The organism is Conexibacter stalactiti (genome assembly GCF_033542075.1).
GTDB classification, from domain to species: domain Bacteria; phylum Actinomycetota; class Thermoleophilia; order Solirubrobacterales; family Solirubrobacteraceae; genus Conexibacter; species Conexibacter stalactiti.
In genome coordinates this window covers 20,078-38,962 of record NZ_JAWSTH010000057.1, presented here as the reverse complement: position 1 = coordinate 38,962, position 18,885 = coordinate 20,078, and the positions used below count along the sequence as shown (strand labels likewise).

General features: G+C 72.5%; 17 protein-coding genes. 12 read left to right on the top strand and 5 right to left on the bottom strand.

What is annotated here, in order from left to right; translation table 11 throughout:
- A partial coding sequence (locus R7226_RS19340; protein WP_318598906.1) for a hypothetical protein occupies window positions 1–213 on the top strand: 213 nt, incomplete at its 5' end.
- Between the two features lie 15 nt (window positions 214–228).
- Here R7226_RS19340 and gluQRS read toward each other — a convergent pair.
- Both gluQRS and R7226_RS19330 read right to left on the bottom strand, forming a co-directional pair.
- A complete protein-coding gene (gluQRS, locus tag R7226_RS19335; RefSeq protein ID WP_318598904.1) occupies window positions 229–1,155 on the bottom strand; it encodes a tRNA glutamyl-Q(34) synthetase GluQRS in 927 nt (308 codons plus the stop codon).
- Complete coding sequence (locus R7226_RS19330) at window positions 1,152–1,916, bottom strand: crotonase/enoyl-CoA hydratase family protein (protein WP_318598903.1); 765 nt, start codon at window positions 1,914–1,916, stop codon at window positions 1,152–1,154. Before R7226_RS19330 ends, gluQRS begins: the two co-directional genes overlap by 4 nt.
- A 49-nt stretch (window positions 1,917–1,965) precedes the next feature.
- On the opposite strand from R7226_RS19330, the gene R7226_RS19325 reads away from it, so the two are divergent.
- Genes R7226_RS19325 through R7226_RS19315 form a run of 3 tightly spaced genes read left to right on the top strand, consistent with a single transcriptional unit; the run spans window position 1,966 to window position 5,395 of the window.
- Window positions 1,966–3,216, top strand: coding sequence for an NAD(P)/FAD-dependent oxidoreductase (locus R7226_RS19325; protein ID WP_318598902.1), 1,251 nt, complete (start codon window positions 1,966–1,968; stop codon window positions 3,214–3,216).
- On the top strand, window positions 3,216–4,100 hold the full coding sequence (locus R7226_RS19320; protein WP_318598901.1) for a DUF1365 domain-containing protein: 885 nt from the start codon (window positions 3,216–3,218) through the stop codon (window positions 4,098–4,100). The genes R7226_RS19325 and R7226_RS19320 overlap by 1 nt, the downstream gene beginning before the upstream one ends.
- A complete protein-coding gene (locus R7226_RS19315) occupies window positions 4,097–5,395 on the top strand; it encodes a cyclopropane-fatty-acyl-phospholipid synthase family protein (protein WP_318598900.1) in 1,299 nt (432 codons plus the stop codon). The genes R7226_RS19320 and R7226_RS19315 overlap by 4 nt, the downstream gene beginning before the upstream one ends.
- A 20-nt stretch (window positions 5,396–5,415) precedes the next feature.
- On the opposite strand, the gene R7226_RS19310 is transcribed toward R7226_RS19315, so the two are convergent.
- The 3 genes from R7226_RS19310 to R7226_RS19300 all read right to left on the bottom strand — a co-directional run bounded on the left by R7226_RS19310 (window position 5,416) and on the right by R7226_RS19300 (window position 7,522).
- Window positions 5,416–6,210: an SDR family NAD(P)-dependent oxidoreductase gene (locus R7226_RS19310; protein ID WP_318598899.1), complete on the bottom strand. Its 795-nt coding sequence runs from the start codon at window positions 6,208–6,210 to the stop codon at window positions 5,416–5,418.
- A 51-nt stretch (window positions 6,211–6,261) separates the two neighbouring features.
- Window positions 6,262–6,855, bottom strand: coding sequence for a histidine phosphatase family protein (locus tag R7226_RS19305; protein ID WP_318598898.1), 594 nt, complete (start codon window positions 6,853–6,855; stop codon window positions 6,262–6,264).
- 85 nt (window positions 6,856–6,940) lie between these two features.
- Entirely contained in the window at window positions 6,941–7,522 is a 582-nt protein-coding gene (locus R7226_RS19300) for a CAP domain-containing protein (RefSeq protein WP_318598897.1), read from the bottom strand.
- A gap of 130 nt (window positions 7,523–7,652) precedes the next feature.
- Between R7226_RS19300 and ligD the strand changes: the two genes are divergently transcribed.
- From ligD to R7226_RS19260, 8 genes are all read left to right on the top strand, one after another.
- Complete coding sequence (gene ligD / locus R7226_RS19295) at window positions 7,653–10,076, top strand: DNA ligase D (protein ID WP_318598896.1); 2,424 nt, start codon at window positions 7,653–7,655, stop codon at window positions 10,074–10,076.
- Between the two features lie 84 nt (window positions 10,077–10,160).
- Complete coding sequence (locus R7226_RS19290; protein WP_318598895.1) at window positions 10,161–10,451, top strand: hypothetical protein; 291 nt, start codon at window positions 10,161–10,163, stop codon at window positions 10,449–10,451.
- Window positions 10,452–10,667: 216 nt separating this feature from the next.
- Window positions 10,668–12,731: a sensor domain-containing diguanylate cyclase/phosphohydrolase gene (locus R7226_RS19285; protein ID WP_318598893.1), complete on the top strand. Its 2,064-nt coding sequence runs from the start codon at window positions 10,668–10,670 to the stop codon at window positions 12,729–12,731.
- Window positions 12,732–12,941: 210 nt separating this feature from the next.
- Entirely contained in the window at window positions 12,942–13,145 is a 204-nt protein-coding gene (locus R7226_RS19280) for a cold-shock protein (protein WP_318598891.1), read from the top strand.
- Window positions 13,146–13,348: 203 nt separating this feature from the next.
- Window positions 13,349–15,217: a 2-oxoacid:acceptor oxidoreductase subunit alpha gene (locus tag R7226_RS19275; RefSeq protein ID WP_404827876.1), complete on the top strand. Its 1,869-nt coding sequence runs from the start codon at window positions 13,349–13,351 to the stop codon at window positions 15,215–15,217.
- Window positions 15,214–16,263 carry a 2-oxoacid:ferredoxin oxidoreductase subunit beta gene (locus R7226_RS19270; protein WP_318598888.1) on the top strand — a complete coding sequence of 350 codons (1,050 nt, stop codon included), beginning with the start codon at window positions 15,214–15,216 and terminating at the stop codon, window positions 16,261–16,263. The genes R7226_RS19275 and R7226_RS19270 overlap by 4 nt, the downstream gene beginning before the upstream one ends.
- Before the next feature lie 51 nt (window positions 16,264–16,314).
- Window positions 16,315–16,989, top strand: a complete 675-nt coding sequence (locus R7226_RS19265; protein WP_318598886.1) for a response regulator transcription factor — start codon at window positions 16,315–16,317, stop codon at window positions 16,987–16,989.
- A complete protein-coding gene (locus tag R7226_RS19260; protein WP_318598885.1) occupies window positions 16,986–18,509 on the top strand; it encodes a sensor histidine kinase in 1,524 nt (507 codons plus the stop codon). The genes R7226_RS19265 and R7226_RS19260 overlap by 4 nt, the downstream gene beginning before the upstream one ends.
- The last annotated feature ends 376 nt before the right edge of the window (window positions 18,510–18,885 follow it).

The window sequence follows — 18,885 nt, the reverse complement described above, 5'->3', positions numbered from 1 at the left end:
GTCGCTCTTCAGCAGGTCGATCGCCTTCTTCGTCATCGCGGCCAGCAGGGCGGCGGCGCCTCCTCGCGCGGCGGCGGCTCCTACGGCGGCGGCTCGTCCTCCTCGCGCGGCGGCTCGTCGCGCGGTGGCTCCGGCGGTGCCGGCGGCTCCGGCGGCGGCTCGCGCGGCAGCAGCGGCTCTTCGCGCGGCAGCAGCTCGCGCGGCGGGCGCTAGTCAGCGGCCGAAGGACTACCGCGGCCGCTGGTCGGCCGCGTCGAAGGTCGCCGGTTCGCGCGGCAGTCGCCGCGGCGAGAAGCGGCTCTCCAGCAGGGCGGGCGTGACGCGCTCGCCCGGCTCGGCGAGCCCGAGGCTGACGGCCATCCAGCCGAGCGCGTCGGCCGGCTCCCAGCCGCGTGCGTCGTGCAGGTCCTCCAGCGTCACCGCGCCGTGGCGCTTGGCGAGCCGTCTGCCGTCGGGCGCGAGCACGAGCGGCACGTGCGCGTACGACGGCGCCCGCAGGCCGAGCAGGCGCTGCAGCAGCAGCTGCCGCGGGGTCGAGTCGAGCAGGTCGTCGCCGCGCACGACCTCGCCGATCCTCTGGTCGCCGTCGTCGACGACGACGGCGAGGTTGTACGCCGGCGTGCCGTCGCCTCTCCACAGCACGAAGTCGTCGACGACCCCCTCGACGCGGCCGTGGAGCCGGTCGTCGAAGGCGACCCGCTCGGCGCCCGCGTCGAGCCGCAGCGCGGGCGTGCGGCCGGACGCCTCGCGCTCAGCCCGCTGAGCTGCGGTCAGCTCGCGACAGGTGCCGGGATAGGCGCCCTCCGGCAGCGGTGCGTGCGCCGCCGACGCCGCCTCGCGGATCTCCGCGCGCGTGCACCAGCAGGGGTAGACGCGATCCGCCGCGCGCAGCTGCTCCAGCGCGGCGCGGTACAGCTCGTGCCGTTCCGACTGGCGCTCGATCGGACCGTCCCAGTCGAGCCCGACCGCGGCGAGGTCGGCGAGCTGGCGCTGCTCGTGCTCGCGCCGCGAGCGGCCGGGGTCGAGGTCTTCGATTCGCACGAGGAAGCGCGCCTCGGCGCGCCGGGCGAACAGCCAGGCGAGCAGCGCGGTGCGCAGGTTGCCGACGTGCAGCGTGCCGCTGGGGCTCGGCGCGAAGCGGCCGTCGCGGGTCATTCGGCCGCGGCGCCGTGGCGTCCTTCGCCAGCAGCGAATCTGGCCGCCCCGTCGAGCGCCTCGTGCTCGAGCGCGACGAGGCCGTGACGCAGCTCGTTGGCGAGCGCCTGCTCCAGCGGCAGCTCGTGCTGCTCGTACGCCGAGAGGCGGTCGTGGCGCATGCACAGCTGCGGGAAGCGGGCCAGCTCGCGCGCGAGCGCCTCGGCGGCCGTGCGCGACTCGCCGGGCGGCACGACGAGCGTCGCCAGCCCGATCGCGAGCGCCTCCTTCGCGCTCACCGGGCGGCCGGTGAGGATCAGGTCGAGCGCGCGGCCGAGGCCGACGATCCGCGGCAGCCGCACCGTGCCGCCGTCGATCAGCGGGACGCCCCAGCGGCGGCAGAAGACGCCGAGCACCGCGTCCTCCTCGACGATGCGCAGGTCGCACCACAGCGCGAGCTCCAGGCCGCCCGCGACGGCGTGGCCGGAGATCGCCGCGACGACCGGCTTGCTCAGCAGCATCCGCGTCGGGCCCATCGGCCCGTCGCCGTCGGGCGCGACGCGGTTGCCCTCGCCGTCCGCGACTGCCTTCAGATTGGCACCGGCGCAGAAGGTCCCGCCGGCGCCCCACAGCACCGCGACCGAGGCGTCGTCGTCGGCCTCGAAGGCGCGGAAGGCCTCCGCGAGCGCGTCGGCGGTCGCGCGGTCGACGGCGTTGCGGACGCCGGGCTCGTCGAGGATCACCGTCGTGACGGGTCCGTCGCGCTCCACTCGGACGGGCATTCGCGAGAGGCTACTCAACCGCAGCGGGCGCTCGCGCGTAGGACTCAGCGTGAAGATCGCGATCATCGGCGCCGGCGTCTCCGGGCTCGTCGCCGCCCACCTGCTGCACGCCCGTCACGACGTCACGCTGTTCGAGGCCAACGACTATCCCGGCGGCCACACGCACACCGTCCGGGTCGAGACCGAGCACGGCGCCTACGACGTCGACACCGGCTTCATCGTCCACAACGACCGCAACTACCCGCGCTTCCTGCGGCTGCTGGGGCAGCTCGGCGTCGCGACGCAGCCGGCCCAGATGAGCTTCGGCGTCTCCGACGCGGTCGGCGACTTCGAGTACAACGGCGCCTCGCCGAACGGCCTCTACGCGAAGCGCAGCCATCTGCTCACGCCGTGGTTCCAGCGGATGGTCGCCGACCTCGTGCGCTTCAACCGCGAGGCGCGCGAGCTGCTGGACGCGAGCAGCTCGGCGTGGGATCCGTCGCTGCGCGACTACCTCGCGGCGCGCGGGTACTCCGACGCCTTCGTCGAGAGGCTGATCGTGCCGCAGGCGGCGGCGGTGTGGTCGGCCGACCCGGCGCAGCTGTGGAGCTTTCCCGCCCGCTTCCTCGTCGAGTTCTTCGACAACCACGGGATGCTCGGCCTCCGCGACCGCCCGCGCTGGCGGACCGTCAGCGGCGGCTCGCACCGCTACGTCGAGGCGATCCTCGATCGCCTCGGGCGCGAACGGCTGCGGCTGTCGGCGCCCGTGGAGCGGATCGAGCGACGGGCCGACGCTGTCCTCGTGACGCCGCGCGGCGGTGGGGCGGAGCTGTTCGACCACGTCGTGATCGCGGTCCACAGCGACCAGGCGCTGCGGATGCTTGCCGACCCGAGCGAGCGCGAGCAGGAGCTGCTCGGCGCCTTCCCGTACCAGCGCAACGACGTCGTGCTGCACACCGACCGCGGCATGCTGCCACGTCGCAGACGGGCGTGGGCGAGCTGGAACTACCACCTCGGCGAGCGCGAGATCGGCCGTCCGACGGTCACCTACCACATGAACCGCCTGCAGAAGCTCGACGCCGACCGCGAGTTCTGCGTCACGCTCAACCGCAGCGGTGAGATCCGCCGCGAGCACGTGATCGCGCAATTCGCCTACGACCACCCGGTCTACACAGCGGCTGGCCGGGCCGCGCAGCTGCGCTGGGAGGAGCTGGACGCCGGTCGCACGTCGTACTGCGGCGCCTACTGGGGCTGGGGCTTCCACGAGGACGGCGTCGTCAGCGCCGAGCGCGCCTGCGCACGGCTGGGAGGGAGGCTGTGATGCCGCCCCGTGCCACGCCTGCCCCATCACGCACGGCGCCCGTCTCTGCCTTCTACGAGGGCGTCGTCACCCACCGTCGCCGCACCCCGGTCGAGCACGCCTTCCGCGCGCGTCTCTACCTGCTCTATCTCGACCTCGACGAGCTGCCGCAGCTGTTCGACGGTCATCCGCTGTGGTCGGCGCGGCGGCGGGCGGTCGCGTGGTGGCGGCGGGCCGACTACCTCGGCGACCCGGCGCAGCCGCTCGGCAACGCGGTCCGCGACCTCGTCCAGGAGCGGCTGGGCATGCGACCGGCCGGCCCGGTGCGGATGCTGACGCAGGTGCGCACGTGGGGCGTCGGCTTCAACCCGGTCACCTTCTACTGGTGCTTCGACGCCGCCGGCGAGCGCGCCGAGGCGGTCGTCGCGGAGGTGACGAACACGCCGTGGGGTGAGCGTCATGCATACGTCGCGGGCGCGGATGGGAACGCTGACGACATGCTGGTCAGCCGGCATCGCAAGGCGCTCCACGTCTCGCCGCTGATGGAGATGGAGCAGGAGTACGTATGGCGGATCTCGACCCCCGGCGAGCGGATCGCCATCTCGATCGCCAACGAGCGCGACGGCGCGGTCGTCTTCGACGCGGGCCTGGCGCTGCGTCGCCGCCCGATCACGCGCTGCACCCTCACGACGATCCCGCTGCGCCACCCGTTCATGACCGTCTGGGTGCTGGTGCGGATCTACCTCGAGGCGCTGCGCTTGAAGCTGAAGGGCGCGAGCTGGCATGGGAAGCCGGCGGCACCGGGCGCGGCTGACGCAATCTGCAGCGCGGCTGACGCAATCTGCGGCGCGGCTGACGCAAACCACGGCGCGCCTGATGCAGAGCGCGCGGAGGCCGTGCGATGACACCCGCGCAGCGCGCCGCCCGCGCTGTCGCTCACGCGCTCCTGCGGCGCGTCCGCGGCGGCGAGATCGAGCTGGAGGAGCCGGGCGGGCGGGTGACCGTCTTCGGCACACAGGCACCGCAGCCGGAGGAGTCGCTGCGGGCACGGATCGTCGTGCGCTCGCCGGCGTTCTGGACGGAGCTGGTCGGCGGCCGCGGCGTCGGTCTCGGCCGTGCCTACATGGACGGGCTGTGGGAGTGCGGCGAGCTGGTGACGCTGGTGCGGATCGCGGCCCGCGCGATGGTCGCCGGCGACCGCGCGCGCGAGCGGCTGCTGCCGCTCGTCGGGCCGGTCCAGCGCGCGACGTGGAAGCTGCGCGCGAACACGCGCGAGCGCTCGCGCGAGCGGATCGCCGCCCACTACGACCTCGGCAACGAGCTGTTCGGCAGCTTCCTCGACGAGACGATGATGTACTCGTGCGGCATCTTCGAGCGGCCCGACGCGACGCTGCACGAGGCGTCGGTCGCGAAGCTGGAGCGGATCTGCCGCACGCTCGACCTCGGCCCCGACGACCACGTGCTGGAGATCGGCAGCGGCTGGGGCGGCTTCGCGATCCATGCCGCCGGGCGCCACGGCTGCCGCGTCACGACGACGACGATCTCGCGCGCGCAGCACGACCACGCCGTCGCGGCGGTGCGCGCGGCCGGCCTGCAGGGGCGCGTCACCGTCCTGCTGCAGGACTACCGCGACCTGCGCGGTCGGTTCGACAAGCTCGTCTCGATCGAGATGATCGAGGCGGTCGGCTGGGAGCACCTCGACACCTACTTCCATATCTGCGCCGACCGGTTGAAGCCCGACGGCGCGATGCTGCTGCAGGCGATCGTCACCTCCGACCTCACCTACCGCGTCGAGCGCGCCTCGGTCGGCTTCATCAACGCGTTCATCTTTCCCGGCGGCACGCTGCCGTCGATGGCGGCGATCGAGCGCTCGGTCGGACGCACCGACCTGCGCAGCGTGCGGCTGGAGGACATCAGCGACCACTACGTCCCGACGCTCGCGGCGTGGCGGCGCAACTTCGTCGCGGCGTGGCCGGAGCTGGAGGGCCGCGGCTACGACGAGCGCTTCCGCCGCGTCTGGGAGCTGTACCTGGCCTACTGCGAGGCCGGCTTCGCCGAGCGGCGGATCCAGGACGTGCAGGTCGTGCTGGCCAAGCCGGGCTTCCGCCGCGAGCCGCTGCCGTCACTGCCGCCGCTGCCCGACGCGGTCACCTTCGAGCGCCCCGAGGACGACGCGCTCAGCGGCGCGGCGTCCGGCTGAAGCCGCCCGATCGGCGCCTCTTACCGGCGCGGCGTCCGGCTGAAGCCCCGCCCCGCGATCGCGTCGAGCAGCTGGGCAGGCCCGCGCGAGGCGAGCTTGGCGAGCGCCGTCTTGCCGCCGGGACCGAGCACGCGCTTGTCCTGCTCGATCGCCTCGACCGCGCGGCGCGCCCACTCGGCGGCGGGGACCGTCTCCCAGCCAGAGGTGTCGAGGTGGCGTGAGTACAGCTCGGTCGTCGCGTCGAGCATGTCGGATTCGACGCCGGGCGTCACGAGCTGGAGCGTGCGCACGCCGGTGCCGCGCAGCTCGCGCTGGAGCGACTCGGTGAAGGCGACGATCCCGGCCTTCGAGGCGGCGTAGGTCGAAGCGGAGGGGAAGTAGGCGTAGCCGCTGATCGAGGCGTTGTTGACGATCGTGCCGCGTCCGCGCGCGACCATCCCGGGCAGCACCCGCTGCGTCAGCTGGATCGCGGCGAGCAGGTTGACCTGCACCATCGCCTCGATCTCATCCATCCGCTGCTCCTCCAGCAGCCCGCCCGTCATCTGGCCGGCGTTGTTGACGAGCACGTCGATCGCGTCGAGCTCGTCACCCAGTTCCGCGAAGCAGCCGTCGAGCGCTTCGCGACTGGAGAGGTCGAGCCGCACCGGCACGACCTCGCGCACCCGGCTGCCCGCGACCTCCAGCGGCTCCCATCTGTCGAGCGACCGCACGCCGGCGAGCAGCCGCACCGGCCGCTTCGCCAGCTCCGCCGCCAGCGCGCGCCCGATCCCCCGGTTGGCCCCGGTGACGAGGCAGGTGGCGCCGTCGAGTCGCATCACCACCCACTACGGCCCGGCGCCCCGAACGGATCGCCGGGCCCGCGCGACTCAGCCCTCCGGCAGGTGACCGAGGTCGTTCCAGAGCTTCAGCGCCGGCGTTCCGCGCTCGTTGCCGATGATCGAGATGCTGGTCGGGTCGACGAGCAGGTGGCGGCCGGCGTCGGGGTGGAGGCCGAGCGCGACCGGCGCGAGCGTGCGCAGCAGGTGGGCGTGGGCGACGATCAGGACCGGGCCGTCAGCGGCGCGGGCCCGCTCGATCACCCTGGCGACGCGGGCGGCGGTCTGGGCGATCGTCTCGCCCCCGGGGCAGCCGTCGCGCCACAGGTCCCAGTCGGGCCGCTGCTCGCGGATCGCGGCGGTGGTGATGCCCTCGTACTCGCCGTAGTCGACCTCGACGAGGTCGTCGTCGAGCTGCAGCCGGTCAGCGAAGCCGGCCAGCTCGGCGGTGCGGCGGGCACGCTGGAGCGGGCTCGACAGCACGAGCGCGAAGTCGACGTCGCGCAGGCGCGGCTCGACCGTCGCGGCCTGGCGCTCGCCGTTGGCCGTCAGCGGGATGTCGGTGCGGCCGGTGTGCCGGCGGGTCAGCGACCACTCGGTCTCGCCGTGACGGACGAGCCAGAGGTCGTTCGGAGTCGTAGCCATGGCCCGCGACGATAGCCGCGCGCCCGGCGCGGCGGCGAGCGCCTCGCCCAGCCGCGCGCGGCCCGCCCGGCGCGGCCCGACGCGCCTACCCGTGGAAGCCGAAGTCGGTCGTGTACGTCGCGCCCGGCTGGCCCGACAGGCTGCTGTCGCGCAGCGGCACGCCGACCGCGATGCCGATCCCGATCTCGCGGAAGCGGCCGTTGAGGATGTTCTGGCGGTGGCCGGGGCTGTCCATCCACGCCTTCACGAGCGCGGCCGGCTGCGCCAGCGCCAGCGTCCCCCAGCCGATGTTCTCGCCGAGCGTCCAGGTCGCGCCCTTCGGCACGTACTGGGTCGACAGCATCCGCTGGAACGGCGTGCGGCCGTCGGGGGAGTCGTGCTCGAAGAAACGCTGCTCGACCATGTTGCGCGAGTGCGCCAGCGCCGCGCGGGTCAGCTTCGGGTTGATCCGCAGCGGCTTGAGGTTGCGCGCGGAGCGTTCGCGGTTGAGCAGGCAGAGGGTCGCGTCGGCGGCCTTCGCGACCGTCGTCGTGACCACCTCGACCTGCGCCGAGGCGCAGGCGGCGGTCGACGACTTGGCTCTGCCGGCGCCGTGGGCGGCGGCCGGGAGAGCGACGTAGGAGGCGAGCACGAGGACGACGACGCGAGTGAAGAGTCGGTGGCGCATGGTGCCCGACCATCGGCCCGGCCGCCGTCCCTCCCGAAGCGCGTCTACGTGCCTTGGACGTATGTCTGATCGCGACGAGCATGCGCGTCTGGACGTATGTGCGAGCGCCGGCGGAGGGTACGGTGGCGCCATGCCCCGCAGAGCCGATCGCCTCGCCGACTACCGCGCCAAGCGCGACTTCGACGCGACGAGCGAGCCGGCGGGCGGGGAGGACGACGCCTCGCCCCGGAAGATCGGCCCCAGCCGATCTTCCAAGGCGACGAAGTCGCCCAGGTTCGTGATCCAGCAGCACGACGCCACGCGCCTGCACTGGGACCTGCGGCTGGAGCACGACGGCACGCTCGCCTCGTGGGCGCTGCCGCGCGGGGTCCCGCTCGATCGCGGCGACGATCGCATCGCGGTGCGGACCGAGGACCATCCGCTCAGATACCTCGACTTCCACGGCGAGATACCGGCCGGCAGCTACGGCGCCGGCACGATGGAGATCTTCGACCGCGGCACCTACGAGACGCATGAGTTCACCGCCAGAAAGGTCGAGGTGACGCTGCGCGGCGAGCGGGTCGAGGGCCGCTACGGCCTCTTCCCGATCGGCAGAAGAGACGAGTGGATGATCCACCGCATGGATCCGCCTCAGGATCCCGCGCGCGAGCGGCTGCCCGAGCACCTGCCGCCGATGCTGGCGAAGGCCGGCGAGCTGCCGCCGCGCGCGCAGGAGGAGCAGTGGGGCCACGAGGTCAAGTGGGATGGGATCCGCGCGCTGCTGTGGTGCGACCACGGTCAGGTGCGGATCGAGAGCCGCACCCAGCGGGAGATCACCGACCGCTATCCGGAGATCAAGCCGATCGGCCGTGCGCTCGCCGCCCGCGGCATCTACGAGGTCCTGCTCGACGGTGAGCTGGTCGCACTCGACGACGCCGGCAAGCCGAGCTTCGAACGGCTGCAGAGCCGCATGAACGCCGGCAGCGAGGCGGCGATCAGACGGGCCGCGCGCGGCAATCCCGTCACGTACGTGATCTTCGACCTGCTCCATCGCGACGGCCGCTCGCTGCTCGACACCCCCTACGAGGCGCGCCGCGCGGTCCTCGACGGGCTGGCGCTCGACGGCGCCGCCTGGCGCGTCCCCGCCTACCATCGCGGCAACGGCGCGGCGCTGCTGGCGGCGACGCGCGAGCAGGGGCTGGAGGGGATCGTCGCCAAGCGGCTCGACAGCCGCTACGAGCCGGGCCGCCGCGGCGGCAGCTGGCTGAAGCTGCGCAACCGCCTGCGGCAGGAGCTGGTGATCGGCGGCTGGCTCCCGGGGGAGGGCAACCGCGAAGGTCGCATCGGCGCGCTGCTGGTCGGTGACCGTGACGAGCCCGGCGGCCCGCTCCGATACGCCGGCCGCGTCGGCAGCGGCCTCAGCGAGGCGCAGCTCGACGAGCTGCTCGCGCGCCTGCGCGAGCTGGAGCGCAGAACCCGCCCCTTCGCGAGAGCGAGCGCAAGCGCGCAAGGCGGCACGGCGAGCGGATCGAGATCGGCCGCGATCCCGCGCACCGCCCGCTGGGTCGAGCCGCTGCTGGTCGCCGACGTCGAGTACAGCGAGCGCACGCGCGAGGGACTGCTGCGCCAGCCGGTCTTCAAGGGGCTGCGCGACGACAAGCCGCCCGAGCAGGTCGTGCGCGAGCGCGCCGACCTGCGCGGCCAGAGACTGTCGAACTGGGACAAGGTGCTGTTCCCTCGGAGCGGCTTCACGAAGGGCGAGCTGATCGAGTTCTACGTCGCGATCGCGCCGACGCTGCTGCCGCACCTGCAAGATCGTCCGGTCACGCTGCGGCGCTGGCCCAACGGCGTCGAGGGCAGAACGTTCTACGAGAAGAACTCGCCCGCCCATCGGCCCGAGTGGGTCCAGACGGCGTCGATCTTCAGCTCCAGCGAGCGCAGACGGATCGACTACACGCTCGTGCAGGACGCGGCGACGCTGGCGTGGGTCGCCAACCTCGCGGCGATCGAGCTGCACCCGTCGCTGTCGCTCGCGCGCGACATGGAGCATCCGACGGCGGTCGTCTTCGACCTCGATCCTGGCGACGGCGCCGGCCTCGCCGAGTGCGCCGAGGTCGCGCTGCTGCTGGAGGGGCTGTTCGGTCAGCTGGGATTGCGCAGCGTCGTCAAGACCTCCGGCTCGAAGGGGCTGCAGGTCTATCTCCCGCTCGGTGAGCGCAGCGCGACCTACGCGCAGACGAAGCCGTTCGCCAGACGGATCGCCGAGCTGCTGGAGCAGCGCCTGCCGGAGCTGGTGGTCTCACGCATGACGAAGTCGCTGCGCACGGGCAAGGTGCTCGTCGACTGGAGCCAGAACGACGTCCACAAGACGACCGTCTCGGTCTACTCCGTGCGCGCGAAGGAGCGCCCGACCGTCTCGACGCCGCTGACGTGGGAGGAGCTGCGCGAAGCGCACGCCGCCGGCGCGACCGAACGGCTCGCGTTCGAGCCGCCGGAGGTGCTGCGGCGGGTCGCCGAGCAGGGCGACCTGTTCGCGCCGATGCTCGGCTCGGCGCAGCGTCTGCCGGCGCTCTGAGCGGCACCGGTCAACGGCGACGCGCCGCTTCGCGCGCAAGTCGCCTAGGATGCCGGGACCCCGACGCCGCGCGGCCCTTTCACCATGGATCCAGTCACTCTTCGCAACCGCCTGCTCGTCGCCACTGGAATGTGGCGCGAGGTCACCGGAACCCCGCTCCCGAGAGTCCCTCCGGGCAGACCGGAGAAGCAGGTCGAGTCGTTCGAGCTGCTGCTCGTCGACAAGCTGTGGGAGAGCGCGACGCCGGAGAACGCGCGCGAGATCGCGGACCGCACGTGGGACCTCGTCCACGACCGGCCCGACAGAGACCCGGTCCGCAGACGCGTCGTCGAGTGCCATGAGGCGCTCGCGCGCATGTCGCGCCTCGGCGACTGACCCGCGCCTCAGCGCCAAGTCGCGTCGGCCGCTGACCGGGCGGACGCTCCAGATGACAGAGCGCTGACGCGTGATGCCTTCTATCGGTCCAGTCGGGAACACGTTTGGTCAGCTACCGATCGCTTTGTTGAACGTTCGTCCAGGTTCCGCGCGCGGTCACGGTGCAGCAGACGAGGATGTTCCGGAATGGGTCAGCTTGCCGATGATGCGGATGCGATGGTGTTCGAGCGTGTCGCGCGCCTTGCCGCGCGCAGCCTCGGCGCACCATCGGCCCTGATCGCGCTGCGCTGCGGCGCCGGCATGACCGCCACGCCCGCGGCCGCCGCGCTCGGGCTCGCCGGCCCGCACGCGCTCGTCGCCGGCTGCGGGCTGCCGGAGGCGTGGTCCGACGGCGACCTCTTCGACGACGCGCTCCCGGGCGCGGCGGCGGCCTCGCTCGACGGACCGCTCGCGGTCGCCGACCTGCGCGCGACCCCGCGGCTGCGCGGCGGCGCCGCGGCAGCCGGGCTCGGCGCCATCGCCTGCGTCGCGGCGGCCCTGCGCGGTCGCGACGGCGCCGTCTTCGGCGCGCTCTGCGTCTACGACGTGCGCCCGCGCGCGTGGACCGACGAGGAGCGCGCGACGCTCGACGACCTCGCCGCGGTCGCCGCGCACGAGCACGAGCGGGCGCTCGACGTGCGCGAGCGCAGAGCGCTGCGCCACGTCGCGACCGCGGTCGCCCACGGCGCCGATCCCGAGGCCGTCCACACGCTCGTCGCGGCCGAGGCGGCACGCGCCTACGGCGCCGACGCCGGCGCGGTCGTCCGCTACGAGGACGAGCGTCACGCGCGCGTGATCGGGACGTGGGGGCGCGAAGGGGTCGAGCCGCTCGCGCTCGACGGTCTGCTGTCGCTCGAGGACGGCGGGATCGCCGCCGCATTGCGACGCGGCGAACCGGCGCGCGCCGACGGCGGCCCCGGCCACCAGCCGTTCCGCTACCGCGCCGGCGCCCCGATCGGCAGCGGCCAGCACGTCTGGGGCTTCGTCGCCGTGCTGTCGGGCGGCGAGCCGTTCGCGCCCGAGGTCGAGCACCGTGTCGCCGACTTCGCCGAGCTGATCGCGGCCGCGATCACGAACGCGGAGGCGCGCGGCGCGCTCGCCGCGCAGGCCGTCACCGACCCGCTCACCGGCTTGGCCAACCAGCGCGCCTTCCGCGAGCGGCTGGTCGGCGAGGCCGAGCGCGCCCGCCGTCACGGCCGCAACCTGGGTCTCGCGCTGATCGACCTCGACGGCTTCAAGTTCGTCAACGACACGTTCGGCCACCAGGTCGGCGACGACGTGCTCGTGACGGTCGCGCGACGCGCCGCCTCGACGGTCCGCGCCGGCGAGCTGCTGGCACGGCTGGGCGGCGACGAGCTGGCGCTGCTGCTGCCGGAGGCCGACGCCGACGAGACCTACGCGGCGGCCGAGCGGATCCGCCAGCTGGTCTCGCACGAGCCGATCGGTGCCGCCGGCGTCGTGACCGTCTCGATCGGCGTCAGCGACCTGCGGCTCGGCAACGACGGCGACGGGATGGTGCGCAGCGCCGACGACGCGCTCTACTGGGCGAAGGCCCAGGGCCGTGACGTCGTCGCACGCTGGGTGCCGGAGCTGCTCGACCACCAGCACGGCTCGGTGCAGCGCGCCGAGCGCGGCGCGCGCCGTCAGGCGCTGCTGGGGATCGGCGCGCTCGCTCGCGCGGTCGACGCGAAGGACCCCGACAGCGAGCGGCATTCCGAGCGCGTCGCCGAGCTGGCGGTGCGACTGGCGCGCGCGTCCGGCTGGCCGCCGCAGCGGCTGGCGCTGCTGCGCGAGGCGGCGCTCGTGCACGACGTCGGCAAGATCGGCGTGCCGGAGGAGGTCTTGAACAAGGGCGACCGTTCGCCGGCCGCGGCGGCGCAGTTGCGCGAGCACGCGAGGCTCGGCGCGGAGATCGCCTCCGAGGTGCTGAGTGCCGAGCAGGTCGCCTGGATCCGCTCTCACCACGAGCGCCCTGACGGCGGCGGCTACCCCGACGGGCTCGTCGGCGAGGCGATCCCGCCGGGCGCGAGGCTGCTGGCCGTCGCCGACGCGTGGGACGCGATGACGGGGCCGAGCAGCCACCGCCCGCCGAAGCCACCGGAGGTCGCGCTGGCGGAGTGCCGCGCGGGGGCCGGGACGCAGTTCGCGGCCGAGGCGGTCGCGGCGCTCGAACGGGTGTTGGCGACCGGCGAGCTGGCGCCGACGTGGGCGGCCACCTCGGCGATCTCGCTGGGCGCGTGAAGTCCCAGCAAACATGGTCGATTACGACCACTTCCGTGTGATTCCCTCACTTGTACGGAAAGGGGTGGCGTAGCAGGGTTTGGCCTGGTACGTTCTCCGCCGTAAGGCCGGCCGAACGCGCCGGTGCCAAAGCAGTGCGACGCACGCGGGTTCGTTGGGGACAAACAACTTCCTCCGCGGATGCAGCACGAATCGCAGTGGAGGGCATACGTGCCGACCGGAACCGTGAAGTGGTTCAGCGACGAGAAGGGCTTCGGCTTCATCACTCCCGATGAGGGCAGCAGGGACCTCTTCGTCCATCACACCGGCATCAACGCGGACGGGTACCGCTCGCTCGCCGAGGGCGCCAAGGTCTCGTACGACGAGGAGCAGGGCGACAAGGGCCCCAAGGCCGTCAACGTCGCCGCCATCTGAGTCAGCTCGCGACGTCGCACGCAAAGGCTCCCGCGGGCGGGGGCCTTTCGTGTTTAAGGAGCAAGGCGGCCGCCGGGCGACCGCTACCCTGGGCGTTGACCCAACTCCCGGACGGTCGTCGCGATCCGGGGCGCGGGGCGCTCGGACAGGCCTGATGCGTACAATGGGGTAAATCCTGATCGAACTTTGGGGTATCTGGCGCGGTGAACAAGACGGTTGAAGAGCGCGAACGAGTCGTCGTGCGGTTCGCGGGCGATTCCGGCGACGGCATGCAGCTGGCCGGCGGTCGCTTCACGGACGCGACGGCTGTGCTCGGCAACGATCTTGCGACGCTGCCCGACTTCCCGGCTGAGATCCGCGCGCCCGCGGGCACGATCCCGGGCGTCTCGGCCTTCCAGATCCACTTCGCCTCGCGTGACATCCTCACGCCCGGCGACGCGCCGAACGTGCTCGTCGCGATGAACCCGGCGGCGTTGAAGGCCAACCTCGCGTCGCTGCCGCGCGGCGCGACGATCATCGTCAACGAGGACGCGTTCACGAGACGCAACCTGGAGAAGGCCGGCTACCCGGTCTCCCCGCTCGAGGACGACTCGCTGGCGGAGTTCACGGTCCATCGCGTGCCGATGACGACGTTGACGACGCGCGCGTCGGAGGCGCTCGAAGGCGTTGGCACGCGTGACGCCGGACGCGCGAAGAACCTCTTCGCGCTCGGGCTGCTGTCGTGGCTCTATGACCGTCCGACCGAGGTCACCGAGCGCTGGATCGAGGGCAAGTTCGCCTCCAAGCCGGCGGCGAAGGCGGCCAATCTCGCGGCCTTCCAGGCCGGCTGGTCGTTCGGCGAGACGACCGAGATGCTCGACGTGCAGTACAAGATCCTGCCGGCGGTCGACGTCGATCCGGGCACCTACCGGCAGATCAACGGCACCTCCGCGACGGCGCTCGGCCTGCTGGCCGGGAGCGTGCGCGCGAGACTGCCGCTGCTGCTCGCCTCGTACCCGATCACGCCCGCGTCGGAGCTGCTGCACGAGCTCGCCAAGCACGAGGGACTCGGCGTCCGCACCGTCCAGGCCGAGGACGAGATCGCCGCGGCCGGCGTCGCGCTCGGCGCGGCCTTCGGCGGCCACCTCGGGATCACCTCGACCTCCGGGCCGGGCATGGACTTGAAGGCCGAGACGATCGGCCTCGCGCTGATGCTCGAGCTGCCGATGGTGATCGTCGACGTGCAGCGCGCCGGTCCGTCGACCGGCCTCCCGACCAAGACGGAGCAGTCGGATCTCTTGATGGCGCTGTACGGCCGTCACGGCGACGCGCCGCTGCCGATCGTCGCGGCGCGGACACCCGGCGACTGCTTCAGAAGCGCGTTCGAGGCGGTCCAGATCGCGATCGAGCGGCGCACGCCGGTGATCCTGTTGACCGACGGCTTCCTGGCGAACTCGTCGGAGCCGTGGCGGATCCCGTCGCTGGAGGAGCTGCCGGAGATCGATCCCGGCTTCGCCGTGGCGCCGGCTTCCGAGGAGGAGACGTTCCTGCCGTACGCGCGCGACGAGCGCGGCGTGCGGCCGTGGGCGCCGCCCGGCACGCCCGGCCTCGAGCACCGCATCGGCGGCATCGAGAAGCAGGACGGGACGGGCAACATCTCCTACGACCCCGCCAACCACGCGACGATGACGCGGCTGCGCGCGGAGAAGGTGTCGAAGATCGCCGCCGACCTGCCGGCGCTCGAGGTCGACGACCCGGACGGCGACGCCGATGTGCTCGTGCTCGGCTGGGGATCGACCTACGGCTCGATCCGCGCCGGCGTCCGCCGTGTGCGCGACAGAGGGCTGAAGGTCGCGCAGGCGCATGTGCGCTACATCAATCCGCTGCCGGCGAACATCGGCGAGGTGCTGCGCGCCTACCCGAAGGTGCTCGTGCCGGAGATGAACACCGGCCAGCTCGTGAAGGTGCTGCGAGCCGAGTTCCTCGTCGACTGCAAGCCGTACAACAAGATCACCGGCCAGCCGCTGTACGCGGCCGAGCTGGAAGAGGCGATCGTGGAGCTGATCGAAGCCCCGCTGGAGGTCCCCGCATGAGCGCGACCCTGCACGTCAACGGCAACGGCAACGGTCACGAGCACAGACTGACGAAGGCCGACTTCCAGTCCGACCAGGAGACGCGCTGGTGCCCGGGGTGCGGCGACTACGCGATCCTCAACGCCGTTCAGACGCTGATGCCCGACCTCGGCGTGCCGACCGAGAAGACGGTCTTCGTGACCGGCATCGGCTGCGCGGGCCGCTTCGCGTACTACATGGACACGTACGGGATGCACAGCATCCACGGCCGTGCCGCGACGATCGCGACCGGGCTGGCGACGACGCGCGAGGACCTCTCGATCTGGGTCGTCTCAGGTGACGGCGACGCGCTCTCGATCGGCGGCAACCACCTGATCCACGCGCTGCGCCGCAACGTGCCGGTGAAGATCCTGCTGTTCAACAACCAGATCTACGGGTTGACGAAGGGTCAGGCGTCGCCGACCTCCGAGCGCGGCAAGATCACGAAGTCGACGCCGTTCGGCTCGCACGACCGGCCGTTCAACCCGATCGCGCTGGCGCTCGGCGCCGAGGCGACCTTCGTCGCCCGCACGCTCGACCGCGACAGAAAGCACATGACCGAGGTGCTGCGCCAAGCGGCTGAGCACAGAGGCGCGTCGCTCGTCGAGATCTACCAGAACTGCCCGGTCTTCAACGACGGCGCCTTCTTCAACCTGACGGAGAAGGACACGAAGGTCGCCGCCCAGATCCGGCTGGAGCACGGTCAGCCGATCAGCTTCGGCCCGGAAGGGCACGAGCACGGCGTCGCCCGGGCCGAGGACGGCGGGCTGGAGATCGTGCCGCTCGCCGGCAACGAGCAGCGGCTGCTGGTGCACGACCAGCATCGCGAGGACCCGTCGCTGGCGTTCGCGCTGGCGCGGCTGGCCGATCGTCCGACGGAGCCGACCCCGATCGGCGTCTTCCGTCAGGTGGAGCGTCCGATCCACGGCGCCGCCGCGAGCGAGAACCCCGGCCGCCACGTCGGCGACACCGCCGCGCTCGACCACCTGCTGCACGCCGGCGACACTTGGACCATCGCCGGCCCCTGATCGGCACACGGCGGGCGGCGCACAGTTGCGCCGCCCCCGTACGATGAAGCCATGCGCATCCTGGTGATCGAGGACGAGACGGCGATCGCCGACTTCGTCCAGCGCGGGCTGCAGGCTGAGGGCTACGCGGTCACGGTCGCCGGCGACGGCGTCGAGGGCGAGCAGCGGGCGCTGCACGACGACGTCGACCTGGTCGTGCTCGACGTGATGCTGCCCGGACGCGACGGGCTCGCGGTGCTCGCCTCGATTCGTCGCGTCAAGCCGGAGCTGCCGGTCGTGATGCTGAGCGCGCGCGCGACCGTCGACGATCGCGTCGCCGGCCTCGACGGCGGCGCGACCGACTACGTCACGAAGCCGTTCTCGTTCGACGAGCTGGCGGCGCGCGTGCGCGCGCATCTGCGGCGTCCACGCCAGCGCGACGCGACGACCTTGTCGGCGGCCGGGATCGAGCTCGACCTGCTCGGCCGCACCGTCCACCGTGACGGCGTCGAGCTGCGCCTGTCCGCGCGCGAGTTCGACCTGCTCGCCTACTTCCTGCGGCATCCCGACCAGGCGCTCTCGCGGCAGCAGATCCTCAGCGCGGTGTGGGGCTACGACTTCGACCCCGGCACCAACGTCGTCGAGGTCTACATCCGCTACCTGCGACGCAAGCTCGAACTGCCAGGCAGACCTGCACCGATCGACACGCTGCGGTCGGTCGGGTACCGCCTGACGACCCGGCCATGAGCACACGCGGGGGCAGCGACGGAGGCTCCCGCAGGCGTTGGCGGTGGCTGCGCGGCCTGCGCGCGCGGCTGGCGCTGTCGATCTCGCTGATCCTGGTGATCACGCTCGGGACGGCGTTCATCGCGACCTACCGCGGCACCGGCACAGAGGTCCGCAACCAGATCGACCGCGACCTGCGCACCGACGCCCAGGCAGTCGACGACCGGCTCGGCTACGACGCGAGACCGAGAGCGCTCGCGCTGGCGGCCGAGGAGTACCTGCTCGACCGGCGCTCCTTCGGCGCCACCTCGCGCCTCTATCTGATCCGCATCAGAGGCGGCACGGTCGTCTCCAACCTGCCGGAGCTGAGCCCGGAGGAGGAGGGCGACCAGCGCGTCGGCCGCGACGTGCTCGGTCCGCGCCGCGAGAGCGGCGAGGCGCGCGCGCTGCGGACCGCCGACGTGGGGCTCTCGACCGTGCGCGTCAACGACGAGCCGCTGCGGCTCTATTTCGTCAGAGTCGTGCGCGGCGGCAGAGAGGTCGCGGAGATCGGCGTGGGCGAGTCGGCGGCGTCGGTCGGGCGGGCGCAGAGCGGCGTCGCGCGGACCTTCCTCGTCGCCGGGTCGGTGACGCTGCTGGCCGCGATCGTGCTCGGCTTCGCGTTCGCGACGCGGCTGTCGAAGCCGCTGCGCAGAATGGCGACGACGGCCGCTGAGGTGACCGCCGGCGACCTCTCGCAGCGGATCGGCTCCAGAGGCCCGCGCGACGAGGTGCGCGTGCTGTCGGACGCCTTCGACTCGATGCTCGACCGGCTGGAGGACGCCTTCGCACGCCAGCGCGGCTTCGTCGCCGACGCGTCGCACGAGCTGCGCACGCCGCTGACCGTGATCCGCGGCCAGCTGGAGGTGCTGGCGCGGCAGAGAGACGTCACGCAGGCCGACGTCCGCCACGTCGACGAGGTCGTGCGCACCGAGGTCGTGCGGATGGAGCGGCTGGTCGAGGACCTGCTGCTGCTCGCGCGCGCCGACGAGGGCGAGCTGGTGCGGCCCGGGACGGTCGAGCTGGCGCCGTTCGTCGAGGAGCTGTTCGACTCGCTGACGCTGACGGCCGACCGCAACTTCGAGCTGAGCGCGCTGCCGCAGGGCAAGCTGCACGCCGACGAGGACCGCATCGCCCAGGTCGTCCGCAACCTCGCCCGCAACGCCGTCGAGTACACCGCCCCCGGCGGCCTCGTGCGGCTGACGGTGACGCCGATCGGCCGCAGCCGCGTCGAGTTCGCGCTCGAGGACGACGGCCCCGGCATACCGCCCGAGCAGCGCGACCGCGTCTTCGACCGCTTCCACCGCACCGACAGCGCCCGCGCCCGCCGCACCGGCGGCGCCGGCCTCGGCCTCGCGATCGCGCGCGCGATCGTCGCCGCCCACGGCGGCCGCATCTACGCCGGCAGCTCGCCCGAGGGCGGCGCCCGCGTCGCCTTCGTCCTGCCCGGCTTCCGCCCCGCGGGCAGGCGCGCGGGGCGGGAGCCGGCGGGGCGGTCCTGAGCGCGCGACCTGCTCGCACGCCGACGGTCAGAACACGCACATCCGATCGGAGGGGGTTCGATCGGAGGGTTTTGTGTGCGTCGATCACTGTGGGGCTGGGTGCGCGTCGTAGCTTTCCTACAGGTGGCACGAAGTGGCTTGTAGGGTGGGGACGAATGAAGGATGCATACAAGAAAAATAGAGTAAAGATAGTTCACGACGGCTGTGCAATGTCGGACTGAATACTTGCGTGGCGCGGACGGACCTTGGTACGGTCATTACCGTCGCCGACGGGAGGCGGGATGGATGGCGGTCAGTTCTGCTCTGCCTCTCCGTCGCTAAGAGCGCTGTGTAGCGCGCGGTGCTCGTCATTACGTCAGGGGGTGATGGGAGGCGC

What these genes read in the sequence shown, in the direction of transcription:
- gluQRS (WP_318598904.1), bottom strand. Translation starts at nt 1,155, where the DNA reads ATGACCCGCGACGGCCGCTTCGCGCCGAGCCCCAGCGGCACGCTGCAC.
- R7226_RS19330 (WP_318598903.1), bottom strand. Translation starts at nt 1,916, where the DNA reads ATGCCCGTCCGAGTGGAGCGCGACGGACCCGTCACGACGGTGATCCTC.
- R7226_RS19320 (WP_318598901.1), top strand. Translation starts at nt 3,216, where the DNA reads ATGCCGCCCCGTGCCACGCCTGCCCCATCACGCACGGCGCCCGTCTCT.
- R7226_RS19315 (WP_318598900.1), top strand. Translation starts at nt 4,097, where the DNA reads ATGACACCCGCGCAGCGCGCCGCCCGCGCTGTCGCTCACGCGCTCCTG.
- R7226_RS19310 (WP_318598899.1), bottom strand. Translation starts at nt 6,210, where the DNA reads ATGCGACTCGACGGCGCCACCTGCCTCGTCACCGGGGCCAACCGGGGG.
- R7226_RS19305 (WP_318598898.1), bottom strand. Translation starts at nt 6,855, where the DNA reads ATGGCTACGACTCCGAACGACCTCTGGCTCGTCCGTCACGGCGAGACC.
- R7226_RS19300 (WP_318598897.1), bottom strand. Translation starts at nt 7,522, where the DNA reads ATGCGCCACCGACTCTTCACTCGCGTCGTCGTCCTCGTGCTCGCCTCC.
- ligD (WP_318598896.1), top strand. Translation starts at nt 7,653, where the DNA reads ATGCCCCGCAGAGCCGATCGCCTCGCCGACTACCGCGCCAAGCGCGAC.
- R7226_RS19290 (WP_318598895.1), top strand. Translation starts at nt 10,161, where the DNA reads ATGGATCCAGTCACTCTTCGCAACCGCCTGCTCGTCGCCACTGGAATG.
- R7226_RS19285 (WP_318598893.1), top strand. Translation starts at nt 10,668, where the DNA reads ATGGTGTTCGAGCGTGTCGCGCGCCTTGCCGCGCGCAGCCTCGGCGCA.
- R7226_RS19270 (WP_318598888.1), top strand. Translation starts at nt 15,214, where the DNA reads ATGAGCGCGACCCTGCACGTCAACGGCAACGGCAACGGTCACGAGCAC.
- R7226_RS19265 (WP_318598886.1), top strand. Translation starts at nt 16,315, where the DNA reads ATGCGCATCCTGGTGATCGAGGACGAGACGGCGATCGCCGACTTCGTC.
- R7226_RS19260 (WP_318598885.1), top strand. Translation starts at nt 16,986, where the DNA reads ATGAGCACACGCGGGGGCAGCGACGGAGGCTCCCGCAGGCGTTGGCGG.